Origin of the sequence: Erythrobacter sp. NAP1, assembly GCF_000152865.1 — a bacterium.
Lineage (GTDB): Bacteria > Pseudomonadota > Alphaproteobacteria > Sphingomonadales > Sphingomonadaceae > Erythrobacter.
In genome coordinates this window covers 2306335-2322946 of record NZ_CH672390.1, presented here as the reverse complement: position 1 = coordinate 2322946, position 16612 = coordinate 2306335, and the positions used below count along the sequence as shown (strand labels likewise).

Sequence of the window (16612 nt, the reverse complement as noted above, 5' to 3'; positions counted from 1 at the left end):
GATTCGAAACCAGTTGCGATTCACTACCTATGCGATTAGGTTTCAGGTTGCAACTAGAAACTTAAATTATTTTCGGCACCGGTTTTCCACGCTCCCTGAGCGGCAAATCGCTCCGGATTTTGCCATCAGCGCAATTCGCGCTAGATAGGTTGCTGGGAAAGGACTGATATGGGCAATATTAGAGAACCACTGCGCGAGCTGATCGAATGCGGTCTGCCGCAAGCGCTTGAAGTGATGGGGGAACGCTGGTCCTTCATGATCCTGCGGGCGAGCTTCAATGGGCTCAAGCATTTCGAGGAGTTTCTCAGCGAACTCGGCATTGCGCGCAACATTCTCTCCAACCGCCTGGCCAAGTTGGTCGACCACGGCATCCTTAAGCGTGAACCGTGTGCAGACGACCGTCGCAAGATCGAATATCGCCTGACCGAGAAGGGTTTCGACCTGCTGCCGGCCATGATCGCGCTGCGTCAGTGGGGGCAGAAGTATGGCTCAGAGCTCGTGACCGAAGACCCCGTGCTGGTCGATGAGAAGGACCGCCTGCCGATCGGGCCGGTCTCTATCCTCGCGCATGACGGGCGTGTGCTGACGCACGAAGATTTGTGGCTGACGCGCCGCGAAGACCTTGGCAAGCGCGCCGATGGTTCAACCGCGACGCCGGGTGCGGGCACCGTTCCTGGCGATGTTGTCGACATCGATGCAGCACGGAAAGCCGCCGCTGGCTAATTCCGGCGGGCCGTCGCTAACACCAGATGGCCGCTATATCATCGTGCGCGGACAGCTTTGGCGCGCGGCCAATCCCCACTTGTCGGAAGACGAGCGCGAGCGTCTGGTCGCGTCACTAATGGATGCGCGCCGCGAAGTCGGCGCTGCCAAGCGGTCCGGCGATGCCGAAGCGGAAAAGGCAGCGCGCGCCAAGGTCCACGAAGCGAAACTGGCACTGGGAGAGCGCGGCCCCGTCTGGTGGGACGATGGCGCTCCTGACGAAAATCGAAGAATGGTGAGGAATTCGAGCTACGCCGACTGGTGGGCACGAGCAGGTATCTGTAGCGAAGAGTGAGAACGCTACGCTTCCTGAGAACCAAGTGACCCCCACCGCCCCTGACGATATCCTGAAAGACGTGTTCGGCTATTCCGGCTTTCGCGGAAAGCAGGAGGCGGTCATCACGCGCATCCTTGGCGGAGAGCACACGCTCGCGCTGATGCCGACGGGCGCGGGCAAGTCACTCTGCTACCAGATCCCGGCGCTTGCCCGCGAAGGCACGGCCATCGTCATTTCCCCGCTCATCGCGCTGATGCACGACCAAATCCGCTCGGCCCGCTCGGTTGGCATTCGCGCCGCGTCGTTGACCTCAGCTGATGCGGACAGGGCAGAAACGGCTCAGGCGATGCGCGAAGGCGAGCTCGACCTCCTCTATGTCGCGCCTGAAAGGGTAAACACGCCGGGTTTCCAGTCGCTTCTGACGGCTGCCAACATCTCGCTCTTCGCAATCGACGAGGCGCATTGCGTGTCGGAATGGGGGCACGATTTCCGGCCCGATTACCGCGAGCTTCGCGGGATGCTTGACCATTTCGATCATGTGCCGCGCCTTGCTTTGACTGCGACCGCAGACGAAGTCACCCGCGCCGATATCCTGAAACAGCTCGGCATTCCTGATGCCGGGCTCATCAAGGCGGGCTTCGACCGGCCGAATATCCAGTACGCGATCCAGCCGCGACAGGGCGCGCCCAAGCAGATTGCCGACTTTATTGCGCGCACTCCGGGTGCCGGGATCATCTACGGGACCAGCCGCAAAGGGTGCGAGGACCTTGCCGCCAAGCTTGAGCAAACCGGGCGCCCGGTCGGTGTGTATCACGCCGGTCTCCCGCCCGAAGAGCGCGCGGCCACGCAGGCGCGTTTCGTCGAATCGGAAGACATGGTGATGGTCGCGACCATTGCGTTCGGCATGGGGATCGACAAACCAGACGTCCGTTTCGTCGTCCATGCAGGCCTGCCTAAGTCGATTGAGGCCTACTACCAGGAAACGGGCCGCGCAGGCCGCGACGGCGATCCGGCAGAGGCGCTAATGCTGTGGTCGGCGAGCGATTTTGCCAAGGCGCGCCAGTGGCTCGGTGATGTAGGCGAAGCGCGCCTGCAATCCGAACGCGCGCGCCTCAATTCGCTCGCAGGGCTGGTCGAAGCCGCGCAGTGCCGTCGCCAGATCCTGCTGAAGCATTTCGGCGAGGACCTGCCCGAGCCTTGCGGCAATTGCGACAATTGCCTCAACCCACCCAAGGTCCTCGATGTGACGACAACCGCGCAAAAGCTTCTGAGCGCGGTGTATCGCACCGGGCAAAGCTTCGGGATCGGCCATGTAGAGCGAGTCCTGCTCGGGCGCGAAGATGAGCGCGTCATGCAACGCGGCCATGACCAGCTCTCCGTTTTCGGTATCCTCGATACATCCGAAGCGCCCCTGCTGCGCGCCGTGATGCGCAACCTCACCGCGCGCGACATGCTCACGACGACCGAGCATGGAGGCCTCGCGCTTGGTCCGGCGGCCCGTGAGGTGCTCAAGGGAGAGCAGGCCGTGATGATGGCCGAACCACCCGCAAAAAGATCGCGCCGTGGACGCGGCAGCGCCGTCCCCAATCCGATCGGCGACCCGCTCTTCGACGCGCTGCGTGCGCGCCGCGCCTCGCTGGCGAAGGAAAACGGGGTTCCCGCCTACATCATCTTTCACGACAGCGTGCTGCGCGCGATGGCTGCGGATCGCCCGGGCACTCTCGCGCAATTGGGCGACATCCAAGGGGTGGGCGCGAGAAAGCTCGACACCTGGGGCGGAGCCTTTCTCGAGGTCGTGCGAGAGTTCGAGGCGAGCTGACCTCAGGCCGGCGCGGGCGCATTACCGCGATAGCTGACCGCCAGCTTGTCCGCCATGTCTTTGGTCAGCAGCGCTGCTACCGCATTGCCGAGTGCAGGATACTTCTCACCCAAGGCACGAAGCTCCCGCACGTCCCATTCGACAAGCCGTGCCCCCTGCTTAGCCCAGACATCGGCGGTCGCTGCACTATCGCGCACATAGGCGATCTCGCCGATGAAATGGCCTTCGGGGAGCGCGAAGGTCTGTGCCTGCTTTCCAACCGCGGCTTCGCCGTCGACGATGTAGTAAAGCCGATCGGTGGGCTGCCCTTCGCGGGTAAGGGCGCGCGGTTCTGTGTCTTCCTGCGCGCTCCAACGACCGATGCGCATCAGGCGGCGAAATTGCCCTGGTGTGAGCGAGCCGAGCATTGAAAACAGGTGCCTCTCGTCCGCGCTCAGCCGAAAGGTCGTGCGGTCCATCAGTACCTGGCTGAGCACCCACAGATTAACGCCGATCATCAGGAAGCCAGTCAGCACCGCATCCCACAGCGGCGGGTCCGGCACGAGCCAATAGTAGAAATTGAAGACGGCGCTTGAGACGATGATCATCACGCGCAGCTTCAGCTCGTCACGAATGAAATAGCCGATCAGCAGAAGCGCCGTGCCGACATGGATCAACCAGGCGGGGTCGAACAGGGTCATTGTGTGCATCCCTCCCATTGCATCGGGACGTGACACTATGTGCAGCGAAGTGGCTTAGCCTTCAACCGCTTCAAGAAGTTCGAGCGATTCCTCGGTGGACGGCATCGCATCATCGGGGCGGAAAGAGGTGTTGAGCTTCTTCGCCAGATCCCTGGTGAGCAGCGCATTGAGCGCGTTCCCGAGGTTGGGGTATTTGCGGCTCAGCATTCGCAGCGCATCGGCATCCCACTCGACATAGCGCACGCCTTCTGGCGCAACCGATGTGGTGGTGGTCTTGCGATTGAGGACGTAGCCGACTTCGCCGACGAAATTGTCTTCGGGAAGGCGGAAGCGCCGGCCGTGTTTTTCGACCGAGATGATGCCCTCGAAAACATAGAAGAGCGCATTGGAAGGCTCGTCATCGCGCGTTAGCAGGGTGCCATCCGGATCGTCGGCCCGGCGCCATTGCGCGATCTTGAGCACGCGCCGGAATTGCCCGGGAGTGAGCGTTTCGAATGCGTCGAACAGCCGCTTTTCATCTTCGCTCAGGCTCAGGGTAGTGCGCTCGAGAGCTATCTGCCCAAGGACCCAGAAATTGATCGCGACGAATAGAAAGCTCGTGATGATCGGGTCCCACAAGGGGCCCGTAGGCAGCGACCAATAATAGGCGATGTAGACGAAGGTGGAGACGACGATCAGAACGCGCAGCTTCAGCTCGTCGCGAATGCCATAGGCGATGAGCAGCAGCGCCGCGCCGAGATAGATCAACCATTGGGGATCGAACACGTCCATATCTGCGGCCTTTGCCGCCGGGTCGACGAAATGTCACGCCGTGTGTTGCGCTATCGCCCGATCGTCTGCCGATAGGAAAGTGCCTCGGCGATATGGACCCGCCCTACCTGCTCTGCACCAGAGAGGTCTGCGATGGTGCGAGCGACCCGGAGCATGCGCGTATAGCTGCGCGCCGAGAGCCGTAATTTTTCTGCCGCCCGCATCAACAATGCACGGCCTTCGTCATCGGGAGAGGCGTGGGCTTCCAGAGAGTCACCTTCCAGCTCTGAATTTGAGCGAACCCCGCGCGCCTGTGACTGCCTTCGCGCGTGAGCGACACGGCGGGCCACGTCTTCGCTACCCTCGGTTGGCGGAGGCAAGGCCATGTCCATTGCGCTCACTGCGGCGACTTCGACATGAAGGTCTATCCGGTCGAGCAGCGGTCCGGATAGTCGCCCCTGATAGTCGCCGACGCAGCGCGGATAGCGATTGCAGTTCTGCGCCGGATCGCCCGCATAACCGCAGCGGCACGGGTTCATCGCGGCGATTAGCTGTACCTGCGCGGGGAAGGTCACATGCGCATTCGCACGCGCGACATCGACCTGTCCTGTCTCGAGCGGCTGGCGCAGCGAATCGAGGACGGGGCGCTGGAATTCGGGAAGCTCGTCGAGGAACAGCACGCCCAGATGCGCCAAGCTCACTTCGCCCGGGCGCACCTTCAGGCCGCCGCCTGTTAGCGCCGCCATGCTCGCCGAATGGTGCGGCGCACGAAAAGGGCGCGAACGACTGATACGGCCCGCTTCGAGCAATCCCGCAACCGATTGCACCATCGACACTTCGAGCGCTTCGGAGGGCGACAGTTCGGGCAGGATGCCGGGAAGGCATGAGGCAAGCAGGCTTTTGCCCGATCCGGGCGGTCCGATCATCAAGAGGTTGTGCCCTCCCGCTGCCGCAATTTCGAGCGCGCGCTTGGCGGTCTCCTGACCCTTTACTTGTTTGAGGTCGGTGACAGCGGGGGCCTCTTCCACCTCTCCCCGCTCCGGCTCTGCGAGCACCTGTGTGCCCTTCAGGTGGCCGAGCAACGAGGAAAGGTCGCGCGGTGCGAGCACCGGAACGCCGCTCGCCCACTTGGCTTCCGCGCCTTGGCTTACTGGGCAGATCAACCCGCACTCCTCGCTGCTCGCATGAAGCGCTGCGATCAGGACGCCGGGTGATGCTACCACGCGCCCATCGAGAGAAAGCTCGCCAACCGCGATCCAGTCACCCAGTTGCTCGGCATCCGTCACGCCCATCGCCGCCAGCAGCGCGAGCGCGATGGGGAGGTCGAAATGCGAGCCATCTTTGGGAAGATCAGCAGGCGAGAGATTGATTGTGATCCGCTTGGGCGGCATCGCGAGGCCCATCGCCGATAGCGCTGCCTGTACCCGTTCACGGCTTTCGCTCACCGCCTTGTCAGGCAGACCGACAATGGAAAAGCGCGGAAGGCCCGGAGCCACCTGGCACTGGACTTCGACCTTGCGGGCTTCAAGCCCGAGATAAGCAACGGTTTGGACAAGCGCGACCACGAACGACCCCCAGTTTCCACGGTGCACCTCGGCCTCTTTTGGATGGCTTGTATAGCTTTGTCGAGAGGCTTGCTCCGGTTAATACCTGTAAGTCTGGCGTGCTTACACGACCGACCCCGCAAACGGGATTACCAATTCTAAACAGAAACTTGCAGTGGCCCTAGGTTTCACTGCGAAAGGTCTTCGCAAGCATAAACCTTGGCACTTCCTGAACCTCGGCAAAGTTATGCCATAGAGCATGAAACGGATTGCCTTCCTGCTCGCCGCACTCCAGCTCGCCTTTGCCGGTGCATTCTTCGCATCGCCTGCATCGGCGCAGCATTCCGCTTCGATGCATCTCGGCAGCGCTCGCACTGTTATGACCGAGAGCTGGATCGAGGAGTGGGACCCGATCGCTCGCCGCTGGGTGAGGGTCGAGGCTGGCAACGGCCAAATCGACACCGCGTCAATGCCCACGATCACCACTACGATCATGAATGGGGAAAGGGTCGCTGAAACTCGTTCCGCTGCGCGCTATGCCCTGCCTGCTGTGCCGAGTAGCTCGCCGCGTATGCTCGCGCAGTATGGTCCTTTCGTCGTGACCAGCCAGACGCGGGTCAAAATGGTCGGCTCGACTGACAGTTCCACACCGCGATATTTTGACGCGATGATGCGCGATTTTCCGCAGCTCGATACGCTCGAGATGGTCGAGGCGCCTGGCACAACGAATGACATTGCGAATCTCGCGGTTGGCCGCCGTATTCGCGCTGCGGGCCTCTCGACCTATGTGCCGCGTGGTGGGTCTGTTCGGTCAGGAGCAGTCGAGCTGTTTCTTGCAGGCGTTACGCGCCGGGTTGATGATGGAGCCCAGTTCGCGGTTCATTCCTGGCTCGACAATCACGGTCGCGAAGCGGACGACTTCGCCGCCAGTGACCCTGCGCACAGGCTCTATCTCGATTACTACGTCGAAATGGGCATGAGCGAGCGACGAGCGCACGAATTCTACGCCATGACCAATTCGGTTCCGCATCGCACAGCGCTGTGGCTTGTCGCTGACGACATGCGCTTCTGGTTGCGGCCTGAACAGCCACCACAGCCGCAGATTGCATATCTCGACGTGACGGCTATCGACATGGGGCTCATCCAGAAGGCGAAATTCGCATTGGCGCGAATCGATACGCGCCTTGACTCTCTTCGCGCTTTCCCATAGGCGCGCGCCTTCAGTTTTGGCTGGTTCAAAAACCGGCCGCATTTTGGACGCCGCAAGCCGTGGATGGTCACACCGCCCGTAAGCAGCTTCCAGCCAGTTATTCGAGGACGATATGAAGCGGACTTTCCAGCCCAGCAATCTCGTGCGTGCCCGTCGGCACGGTTTCTTCGCGCGCAAGGCAACCCCGGGCGGCCGCAAGGTCATCCGCGCACGCCGCAAGCGCGGTCGCAAGAAGCTCAGCGCTTAATCTTTTCGGCGCCCTAAGGCGCCGGGCGCGGGCCATCCGGCCCACTTGGCCATCGCCGCATGAGCGGCGGCGCACAGTCGCGCTTGCGGGCTCCCGTCGGGAGCCCGTTTGCATTCCTGCCAATCTGTTCGGCTGGTCTGATCAGCATGGTATAGGTCAACTTTAATGCCGACCGTTCTTACAAAACGCACCGATTTTCTTGCGGCGAACAAGGGGCTGCGAAACGCACGGCCCGGTTTCGTTTTGCTGACCCGTCCCAATGATGGCGAAGGGGTGCGCTACGGCATCACGGTCACGAAAAAGATCGGCAACGCCGTGGTGCGCAACCGGATGAAGCGGCGCTTTCGCGAGCTTCTTCGCGCGGCGCTTCCTGAAGGCGGCCTCGCGAATCACGACCATGTTCTTATCGGCCGCTCCGGCGGGGTTGAGCGCGATTATTCGACGATGGCGGAGGAGCTTCACGCAGCCCTTGCCCGGGCAAAGGAGGGTAATGGCGATACCGGACGAGGCCGCCGCCCGAGGCGGGGGAACAAGCGCAAATGAAGCATGTGCTTATCTTCATTGCACGTTTCTGGCAGCTAGGCCCGTCGCGGATATTGCCGCCCACTTGCCGTTATTCGCCGTCATGCAGCCAGTACGCGATTGAGGCTTTGCGCAAATATGGCGCTCTCAAGGGTGGATGGCTTGCCGCAAAGCGGCTAGGGCGCTGCCATCCATGGGGAGGGCACGGCCACGATCCGGTTCCTTGAAGGGCTGGAAATACGAGCTGTCATACCCACATAACACACTTCAAATGGTTTCTCGCTAGGGCATAATCTTGGACAACCAGCGTAATATCCTGCTCGCCGTCGTGCTTTCGGGCCTGCTCATTCTCAGTTGGGATATGGGCATGCGGTACTTCTACCCTCAATCCGATGTGCCCGCTCCCAGTGAAGTCATGTCGGGTGCTGCAAGCGATCCTGCTGATGCGGACACGGTCACCAGTTCGACCGATGGTCCAGCTGGAGATCTGGGCGAAGCGGCTGCCGAGGTCGGACCTGTCGATCTCGGGACTGCGCTTGCGAGCGAGAACCGCGTCATCATCGATGCGCCGCGCGTCGCCGGATCGATCAATCTGGTCGGCGCGCGCGTCGATGATCTTGTGCTCAAGGACTACGACGAAACCACGCAGGAAGGCAGCGATCCCGTGCGCATCCTTGCGCCCGACCGGACGGACGAACAGCATTATGCCGAGTTTGGTTTTGTCGTCGGCGGCCAGCGCATGTCGAGCCGCGCGATCTGGGAGGCCGATGGCGAGCGTCTGACGCCTGAAACACCGGTTACTCTGTCGCGCACAGACGAGAACGGCATTACCTACCGCGTCGCATTTTCGATCGATGACAATTACATGGTCTCGGCACAGCAGACGGTGGAAAATGGGTCGGAGAATGCGGCGATCGTCCAGCCTTTTGCCCTGATCAAGCGTACCAGCGAAACCGCATCGCCTGACCAGTTCATTGCCCATGCCGGCCCGACCGGTGTGTTTGGCGGCTCGCTATACGATCCCAATTCCTACGAGGAACTGGCTGAGCTTGGCCGCGACAACCCGGCAGGTGCTGTGTCGTGGTTGGGCTTCACCGACAATTACTGGGCAAGCGCGCTCATCCCCGGCGAGGGCGAAGCCGACAGCGCCGGGTGGCGTTCGCTGGGCGACCAGCTTTTCCGCGCCGATCTGATCTACGATGCTCAGACCGTTCCAGCGGGCGGATCGCTGACGCGGGGCACGCAGCTTTTTGCAGGCGCCAAGGAAAGCGCGATCCTCGACCAGTACGAAGACGCCGGCATCACCTATTTCGGCAAGGCGATCAGCTGGGGCTGGTTTGAATGGTTCGAAAAGCCGCTTCTGTGGCTGCTTCGCACGCTCAATGGCCTTGTCGGCAATTTCGGTGTTGCGATCATCCTTCTGACCGTGATCATCCGCGGCCTGCTGTTCCCGATTGCGCAGAAGCAGTTCGCTTCGATGGCGCAGATGAAGGCCGTCCAGCCCAAGATGAAAGCCATCCAGGAGCGCTACAAGGACGACAAGCAGACCCAGCAGCAAAAGATCATGGAGCTTTACAAGGAGGAGAAGGTCAATCCGCTCGCGGGCTGTCTGCCGCTCCTCATCCAGATCCCGATCTTTTTCGCGCTCTACAAGGTGCTCTACCTCGCGATCGAGATGCGGCACGAGCCGTTCCTCTACATGAGCGACCTTTCCGCGCCCGATCCTGCGAAGATCCTCAACCTGTTCGGCCTCTTGCCGTATGATGTCCCCGGCTTCCTCGGCATCGGTATCCTTGCCGTGCTTCTGGGTGTGACGATGTGGCTGACCTTCAAGCTCAATCCGAGCGCGATGGACCCCGTGCAGCAGCAGATCTTCAACCTGATGCCGTGGTTCCTGATGTTCGTGATGGCGCCGTTTGCAGCGGGCCTTCTTATCTACTGGGTCACCTCGAACGTCCTCACGCTCGCGCAGCAAAGCTATCTCTATTCGCGCCACCCGCAATTGAAGGCGGCGGCAGAGAAAGAGAAAGCCGAGATGGCGAAAAAGAAGGCCCGCGAGGACGCGGAAAAGAGCAAGGCTTGAGCCCTAACATGACTCCGGAAGAACAGGAGCGCGAGCTCCAGCGCCGCGAACGCGCAGCCTCGCGCCTGTTTTCGGGCCGGGTCGACTTCCTGCTGTCCGCGCCGCAGCTGAAGTTCCTTCCTGACCCCATCTGCCCGGAGGTCGCCTTTTGTGGGCGGTCAAACGTCGGCAAGAGTTCCCTTCTGAACGCGCTCACGGGCCGGAAGGCGATCGCGCGCGCATCGGTGACGCCGGGTCGCACGCAGGAACTCAACTTTTTCGATGTGGGCGGAGAGCCGGGCGGCAAGCCGCTGTTCCGCCTGGTCGACATGCCCGGCTACGGCTTTGCTAAAGCACCGGTCAAAGTGGTCGAGCGCTGGAAAAACCTCGTCAAAAGCTACCTGCGCGGTCGTCCTGTGCTCGCGCGCAATCTCGTCCTCGTCGATAGCCGCCACGGCCTCAAAGACGTCGACCGCGAGATGATGAAGATGCTCGATGAAGCAGCGGTTGGATATCGTATCGTTCTGACCAAGACGGACAAGATCAAGGCGAGCGAGTTGGAGCGAGTGGCGAACAAAGTCGCCGACGAAGCGCGCAAGCACGTTGCCGCTTATCCCGAACTCCACCTCACCAGCAGCGAAAAGGGCATGGGCATCGAGGCGCTCAGGGCCGCCGTTGTTGCCGACGCGCTGGGTGAGAGCTGGTTCGACGCTGGTTGATCGACGCTCGACGAACTGTGCGAAAGCGCCAATTCCAGCGCTTTACCTTTCCTGCAAAAGCTAACACAGTGGCGCGCTAAACAAAGCGCCCCCCGCATCTGCCGACCGGAGAAAACCGGCGCGCTCGCCGGGCCGGTGCAGGGAGAGGGATTTACATGGCGCAAGCGACTGTGGCGGCGCAGCCGACGGCTCACTCGGGATCTGACGGTTTCGGGACGCCGGGCTACCGGGCTTACGTGCTGACTGCACTTCTGGTCGTCTACATCTTCAATTTCATCGATCGCACGATCGTCAACATCCTGACCGAACCGATCAAGCTCACCTTCGGGCTTGAAGACTGGCAGATGGGCCTGCTGGGCGGACCTGCGTTTGCGTTTCTCTATACGTTTCTCGGCATCCCTATTGCGCGTGCGGCGGAACGCTACAATCGCGTAGTGATCATCGCAGCGGCAGTCGCGATCTGGAGCCTGTTTACAGCGCTATGCGGTTTCGCAGCATCGTTCCTGATGCTGTTCCTGTTCCGCGTCGGCGTCAGTATCGGCGAGGCAGGGTGCACCCCTCCCGCGCAATCGCTGATCGCGGACTATTTCAAGCCATCGAGCCGCGCGACAGCCGTGTCGGTCTATGCTCTGGGCGTGCCGCTTGGCGGGATGCTGGCATCGCTGTTCGGCGGACAACTTGCAGGGCTTGATGGCGCGGCGTTCGGCGTCTGGATCAATTCAATCGGAATTGGCGGACTGTTCGGCGACCTCGACTGGAGCACGGTCGAGGGCTGGCGGATTGCTTTCGTTGTTGTCGGCTTGCCGGGATTGCTGGTCGCGCTCGTCGTGTGGCGCAGCATCACCGAGCCACCGCGTGGCTACACCGATCCCGCAGCCTTGCAGGGTCTTGAAAAAGCGAGCTTTGGCGAAGCGCTCAAGGTGCTGGTCAAAAAGCCCGCTTATGTTCACGTCGTGATCGGGGCGACCATCGCTTCGTTTGTCGGATATGGTGTCGCACAGTTCACGACCAGCTTCCTCATCCGAACGCATGGTCTCACAATCCAGGACGCATCGCTGTTGTTCGGTATCATCCTTGGCCTGATGGCGGCGATTGGAGTTTTCGGGTCGGGCTGGCTCTCTGACAAGATGGCCTCGCGTTATCCCAATGCGCTTTCATGGCTTCCTGCCGTGGGGATGGGGCTGTCGGTCCCCCTCTATGCGTTTGGCTATCTGATGGACAATCTATGGCTTGCGATGCCAGCACTCATGGCGGCGGCGACACTCCACTATGCGTATCTTGGACCCATGTACGCGGTCTCGGGCGGCGTCGCTGACAGTCGGATGCGCGCTACAGCCGTGGCCATCACGCTCTTCGTCGTGAACCTCGTTGGATACGGGCTTGGGCCGCTCTTGATCGGCATCCTGTCGACCGTGCTTAAGACAATGTTCCTCGATGGCTACGGGCTGGCTCTCACGCTTGAAGCATGCAAGCCGCTGATCGCGCTGGCGCCCGAAGCGCGTGCTGCGCTTTCGGCTGGCGAAGTAGAGGCGCTCTCGGCTTGCACAACAAGCGAGGCGCAGGGGCTGCAATGGTCGATCGTGATCTTCGTTTGCCTCTATGGCTGGGCAGCGCTCCACTACCTCCTCGCCGGGCGCACGCTTCAAGAAGATATGGTGGCGCGCGGCGGCTAGGTCGCGAACAGCTGATCCGGCTCGGCAAACGCCTTGAATTCAAGCGCATTGCCGGCCGGATCGCGCAGGAACATCGTGGCCTGTTCGCCCGGTTGCCCGCGAAAGCGTACCGTCGGCTCGATTACGAAATCGGTGTCGGCGGCGCGCAGGCGCTCTGCCAGCGCTTCCCACTGCTCCATTTCAAGCACCAATCCGAAATGCGGGACCGGCACGCCGTGCCCATCGACATGGTTGCTTGCACGGTCGCCTGAGCCACCGGGCGCGAGGTGCGCGACGATCTGATGCCCGTGAAAATCGAAGTCGATCCACTCGTCCGAGGACCGTCCTTCGCTGCATCCCAGCGTCTCGCGATAGAAATCGCGCGCTGCGCCAAGATCATCGACCGGGAACGCGAGGTGGAACGGGGGCAGGCTCATCGTGACGATTCTCCAATTCTGGCCCCTCGTAACCCGTTCAGCCTCGACAGCGAAACCATGAATATCTACGGACGAACCGAATGGACGGGGCTGGTGCCCCCGGGTGGAGCAGCCATGAAACTCATCATCGGAAACAAGAACTATTCAAGCTGGTCGCTTCGCGGCTGGCTCGCGGCCAAGCAATCGGGACTGAGTTTTGAGGAAATCACCGTCCCGATCCTTGGCGAGCATTGGCAGGAAGAGAAGCAATCGGATGATTTCCAGCCCTCCAGCGGCAAGGTCCCGATCCTGTGGGACGGCGACAATGTCATCTGGGACAGCCTGGCGATCATGGAGTACCTTTCCGACAAGGTCGGGCGCGACCGCTTCTGGCCCAAGGACGAGGCCGCGCGCGGGATGGCGCGTTCGATGGTTGCCGAAATGCATTCTTCCTATGCCTCGCTGCGCAGCGAGATGCCGATGAATGTGCGCCGGCGGATCAAGCTTGAAAATGTATCAGACCAGACCAAAAGCGAAGTCGTACGCATCCTTCAGCTCTGGGCCGAGGTGCGGGCTCGCCACGGTAGCGCAGGGCCGTTCCTGTTCGGCACCTTCGGGGCAGCCGATGTCTTTTACGCGCCAATCGTATCGCGCTTTGTTACCTACGGGATTGGCGTGCCAGGCTTCGCGCAAAGCTATATGGAAGCGATCTGGGAGCATGACTGGATGCAGACATGGGTCAGCGCTTCGGAAGATGAACAATGGGTAATCGAACAGTACGAGACCGTGGGATGAGACACGCAATCTTTGCGCTTTGCGCAATTGCCTTACTGCTGCCGACCCCGGCGAGCGCATGGGGCTTTTACGCGCACCGCAAGACCGCCGAAATTGCCGAGGCCAATATCTCGCCAGCTTCGCGCGCCAAGCTGCGCGCGCTGTTTGAAGCCGAGGAACTGATTGGCACGCCCGAATGCGATCTTGAGAACCTTCGCGATGCGAGCGTGTGGCCCGATTGCATTCGCCGAGACCGATCGCGCTGGGGCTACACAGCTGCCTGGCATTACCGGACCGCGCCGATTTGCGAGGCATTCAACCCGCGCGCCAATTGTCCCGGCGGCGCCTGTGTCACGGGCCAGATCGAGCGTGCGCACCGCGTGCTCGCCGATGAGAGCTTGCCTGCCAATGTCAGGCTCGAAGCGCTTGCCTTCATGGTGCACTTCGCAGGCGATGTGCATATGCCGCTTCACTCGGGCGACAAAAGCGACCGAGGGGGCAATGATCGCGAGACCGATTACGGCATTGTTCCAAGCCTCAACCTCCACTGGATCTGGGACGGACCCCTTGCAGAACGTGCAATCAGCGACCCTGCCGATCCCGTCGTGCGCCGCTACAGCGTAGCCGAGCGCGCTGAGCTTGGCGGCGGCAATCCTGATGAGTGGGGACGCGAAAGCTGGGAGATCTCACGCGGCTTCGTCTACCCGACCGCTTTCGACACCGGCGATGTGTGCGGCACAGAACTGCCTATGAAGACCGCGCTCACTCAGGAAGACATCGTGCGCGGCGTTCCCATCGCCAAGCGCCGCGTTCAGCAGGCGGGCATTCGTATCGCGCAGCTTATCGAAAGCGCGCTCGAGCCCGGCCCGCTGCCCGAGCCTGAGCGCCGCTAGGCAAACGCTTTCCAGGCGAACCACGTCGCCACGCCGAGCATCAGCAATGCGAGGATGCGGCTCACATGCCTTGCGCGCGCATGCGACTGGAGCAGCGGGCGAATGCGCTCGGCCCCGAAAACAAGCGCTAGGTGGACCGCAGTCGCGACCGCGACGCTGAGCGTGGCCATTATAAGGCCTTGCGCATAGCTTGGCCTGCCTCCCGCGATGAATTGCGGCATGACCGTGATGAAGAACAGCGTCGCCTTGGGGTTGAGCAGGTTGATCCCGAACCCGGCGAGAGCATTGCGCTGGACTTCATTACGAGGTGTTGCCGCGTGCGAACTCTCACCAGCATCGCGCCACGCCTGCCATGCGAGCCAAGCCATCATTGCTGCACCCGCAAGCGAAATGCCTTTCGCGATTGCGTCGCTCTGGCTGAGGATGAAGCTTGCTGCGAGCACGCTCAGCGCCGCATTGCTAGCAAGCCCGAGGGCGATGCCGGTCGTTGCGGCCAGCCCCGATCGCTTCCCTTCCGCTAGCGTCAGCGCCACCAGCCAACCCATGTTGGGGCCGGGGGTCAGCTCGATCAGGAGCACGGCAAGGGCAAAGCCGATCAGGTCCATGAGCGAAGCGGTTCAGGGCGCCCGATCAAGGGGTTCGCCGCGTCTCGTAGCGAGAGCCGTCCTTGCGCGCATATCCATCGGCGTCGAACACCATGTCGATATCGGGATATTCGCCCGAATCCGCATCTGCGTCGCCTGCCGAAACGGCGATGAAGAAACAGGAGGTGTCGCTGCGATTGTGCAGGCGGTGTCCGTTCTCGACCCCGGCTGCCCATGCGATCACGTCGCCAGCCTTCACCACCGTCTCGCCCTCGTCCTCGATCAGCACCGCTTCGCCTGACAGCACAACGACAAGCTCATCCTCTACCCGGTGCCAGTGCCGCTGCGAAGAGTATGCGCCGGGCTTTAGTTCGACATGGCTCGCGCCCATCTGTGTCAGCCCGGCAACCGGCGCGAGCCTGCGATACCAGCGCCCCTCGACATCCGCGTCGAAGGGCGGGGGATAGCCGGTCGCGTTGGTCTGTTGGATCGCATCAAGATCAAGCTTGGGCATTGGGCGCTTCTCCTGCTAGCGAGGGCACTATGAGTGATGCCCTCGATTACGCCAAGCGGCTCATTGCCGAGCCCAGCGTTACCCCCGCCACCGGTTCTGTCTTCGACGCGATGGAGCAAATGCTCGCGCCGCTGGGCTTTGCGGTCCACCGGTTCAAACGCGGCGATGGCGAGGAAGGCAGCGACGAGGCACCTGTCGAAAATCTCTTCGCGATCCGCAAAGGGCCCGAGGGCAGCCAGCATTTCGCTTTTGCAGGGCACCTCGACGTGGTCCCGCCGGGCGATGGCTGGGCCTCGGACCCTTTCGAACCGACAGAGCGCGGCGAGCTGCTTTATGGACGCGGCGCGGTGGACATGAAGAGCTCGATCGCCTGTATGGTCGCAGCTGTCGCAGATGTCCCGAAAGACGCGGGCACGATCAGCTTCATCATCACCGGCGATGAGGAAGGCCCGGCTCTGCACGGCACGAGGGCGCTGATCGACTACATGAATGAGCAGGGCATCAAGCCCGACTTGTGCCTTGTCGGCGAACCCACCAGCGTCGATCGGCTGGGCGACATGATGAAGATCGGACGGCGCGGTTCGGTCAATATCTGGCTGACGGTCGAGGGCATGCAGGGCCACGTCGCCTATCCGCACCTTGCCGATAACCCCAACCCAAAGCTGGTAGCGATGCTCGCCGAGCTCGACGCGCTCACGCTCGATACCGGGACCGACTGGTTCCAGCCTTCAAACCTCGAGATCACCGATATCGAAGTCGGCAACCGCGCTCACAATGTCATCCCTGCCACCGCCAAGGCGCGCATTTCGATCCGCTTCAACGATCTGCATTCCGGCGCAAGCCTGTCGGAGCGCGTCGCCGCTATCGCTGAAAAGCACGGCGGGCGCGCTCTGCCGATCATTTCGGGCGAACCCTTCCTGACCGAGCCCGGCGCATTTTCGAATATGCTCGCCGAGGCGATCGAGGCTGAAACCGGCACGCGGCCCGACCAATCGACCACCGGAGGCACGTCCGATGCGCGGTTCCTGCGCGCCGTGTGCCCGGTGATCGAGTTCGGCCTGTGCAACGCAACCATGCACAAGCGTGACGAGGCTGTGGCCATACCCGACCTCGATACGCTAACCCGCATCTACACACGCGCGGCGCTGGGGGCGCTGGCGCTGAAAACAGAACACGAAGGGGCGTGA

General features: G+C 61.7%; 19 protein-coding genes. 13 read left to right on the top strand and 6 right to left on the bottom strand.

Annotated features, from left to right (window positions below):
- Positions 1–168: 168 nt before the first annotated feature.
- From NAP1_RS11050 to recQ, 3 genes are read left to right on the top strand one after another with little or no spacing between them, the layout of a single operon-like run.
- A complete protein-coding gene (locus tag NAP1_RS11050) occupies positions 169–723 on the top strand; it encodes a helix-turn-helix domain-containing protein (RefSeq protein WP_007165378.1) in 555 nt (184 codons plus the stop codon).
- Complete coding sequence (locus NAP1_RS11045; protein WP_007165377.1) at positions 695–1057, top strand: hypothetical protein; 363 nt, start codon at positions 695–697, stop codon at positions 1055–1057. Before NAP1_RS11050 ends, NAP1_RS11045 begins: the two co-directional genes overlap by 29 nt.
- A gap of 25 nt (positions 1058–1082) precedes the next feature.
- On the top strand, positions 1083–2858 hold the full coding sequence (gene recQ, locus NAP1_RS11040) for a DNA helicase RecQ (RefSeq protein ID WP_007165376.1): 1776 nt from the start codon (positions 1083–1085) through the stop codon (positions 2856–2858).
- Positions 2859–2860: 2 nt separating this feature from the next.
- Here the strand turns inward: recQ and NAP1_RS11035 are convergent, their stop codons facing one another.
- The 3 genes from NAP1_RS11035 to NAP1_RS11025 are packed head-to-tail and all read right to left on the bottom strand — an operon-like array spanning position 2861 to position 5853.
- Complete coding sequence (locus NAP1_RS11035; RefSeq protein WP_162013482.1) at positions 2861–3538, bottom strand: cyclic nucleotide-binding domain-containing protein; 678 nt, start codon at positions 3536–3538, stop codon at positions 2861–2863.
- 54 nt (positions 3539–3592) lie between these two features.
- Positions 3593–4309, bottom strand: coding sequence for a Crp/Fnr family transcriptional regulator (locus NAP1_RS11030; RefSeq protein ID WP_007165374.1), 717 nt, complete (start codon positions 4307–4309; stop codon positions 3593–3595).
- 50 nt (positions 4310–4359) lie between these two features.
- Complete coding sequence (locus NAP1_RS11025) at positions 4360–5853, bottom strand: YifB family Mg chelatase-like AAA ATPase (RefSeq protein ID WP_007165373.1); 1494 nt, start codon at positions 5851–5853, stop codon at positions 4360–4362.
- 238 nt (positions 5854–6091) lie between these two features.
- Between NAP1_RS11025 and NAP1_RS11020 the strand changes: the two genes are divergently transcribed.
- The 7 genes from NAP1_RS11020 (at position 6092) to NAP1_RS10995 (ending at position 12265) form a co-directional block, all read left to right on the top strand.
- The gene (locus tag NAP1_RS11020; protein ID WP_007165372.1) at positions 6092–7042 is read left to right on the top strand and encodes a hypothetical protein; all 951 of its coding nucleotides are present in this window, start codon (positions 6092–6094) and stop codon (positions 7040–7042) included.
- A gap of 112 nt (positions 7043–7154) precedes the next feature.
- On the top strand, positions 7155–7289 hold the full coding sequence (gene rpmH / locus NAP1_RS11015; RefSeq protein WP_007165371.1) for a 50S ribosomal protein L34: 135 nt from the start codon (positions 7155–7157) through the stop codon (positions 7287–7289).
- A 165-nt stretch (positions 7290–7454) separates the two neighbouring features.
- Complete coding sequence (rnpA, locus tag NAP1_RS11010) at positions 7455–7832, top strand: ribonuclease P protein component (RefSeq protein ID WP_007165370.1); 378 nt, start codon at positions 7455–7457, stop codon at positions 7830–7832.
- Positions 7829–8038, top strand: a complete 210-nt coding sequence (gene yidD, locus NAP1_RS16330; protein WP_007165369.1) for a membrane protein insertion efficiency factor YidD — start codon at positions 7829–7831, stop codon at positions 8036–8038. The genes rnpA and yidD overlap by 4 nt, the downstream gene beginning before the upstream one ends.
- A gap of 68 nt (positions 8039–8106) precedes the next feature.
- A complete protein-coding gene (gene yidC, locus NAP1_RS11005; protein WP_007165368.1) occupies positions 8107–9894 on the top strand; it encodes a membrane protein insertase YidC in 1788 nt (595 codons plus the stop codon).
- An 8-nt stretch (positions 9895–9902) separates the two neighbouring features.
- Entirely contained in the window at positions 9903–10592 is a 690-nt protein-coding gene (yihA, locus tag NAP1_RS11000) for a ribosome biogenesis GTP-binding protein YihA/YsxC (RefSeq protein WP_007165367.1), read from the top strand.
- A 155-nt stretch (positions 10593–10747) separates the two neighbouring features.
- Entirely contained in the window at positions 10748–12265 is a 1518-nt protein-coding gene (locus NAP1_RS10995; protein WP_007165366.1) for an MFS transporter, read from the top strand.
- Here NAP1_RS10995 and NAP1_RS10990 read toward each other — a convergent pair.
- A complete protein-coding gene (locus tag NAP1_RS10990; protein ID WP_007165365.1) occupies positions 12262–12681 on the bottom strand; it encodes a VOC family protein in 420 nt (139 codons plus the stop codon). The genes NAP1_RS10995 and NAP1_RS10990 overlap by 4 nt on opposite strands.
- Positions 12682–12795: 114 nt before the next feature.
- On the opposite strand from NAP1_RS10990, the gene NAP1_RS10985 reads away from it, so the two are divergent.
- The gene (locus NAP1_RS10985; protein ID WP_007165364.1) at positions 12796–13455 is read left to right on the top strand and encodes a glutathione S-transferase family protein; all 660 of its coding nucleotides are present in this window, start codon (positions 12796–12798) and stop codon (positions 13453–13455) included.
- On the top strand, positions 13452–14327 hold the full coding sequence (locus NAP1_RS10980) for a S1/P1 nuclease (RefSeq protein ID WP_007165363.1): 876 nt from the start codon (positions 13452–13454) through the stop codon (positions 14325–14327). The genes NAP1_RS10985 and NAP1_RS10980 overlap by 4 nt, the downstream gene beginning before the upstream one ends.
- Here NAP1_RS10980 and NAP1_RS10975 read toward each other — a convergent pair.
- Complete coding sequence (locus tag NAP1_RS10975; protein ID WP_007165362.1) at positions 14324–14932, bottom strand: LysE family translocator; 609 nt, start codon at positions 14930–14932, stop codon at positions 14324–14326. The genes NAP1_RS10980 and NAP1_RS10975 overlap by 4 nt on opposite strands.
- 25 nt (positions 14933–14957) lie before the next feature.
- Entirely contained in the window at positions 14958–15425 is a 468-nt protein-coding gene (locus NAP1_RS10970) for a cupin domain-containing protein (protein ID WP_007165361.1), read from the bottom strand.
- A 29-nt stretch (positions 15426–15454) separates the two neighbouring features.
- On the opposite strand from NAP1_RS10970, the gene dapE reads away from it, so the two are divergent.
- The gene (gene dapE / locus NAP1_RS10965) at positions 15455–16612 is read left to right on the top strand and encodes a succinyl-diaminopimelate desuccinylase (RefSeq protein ID WP_007165360.1); all 1158 of its coding nucleotides are present in this window, start codon (positions 15455–15457) and stop codon (positions 16610–16612) included.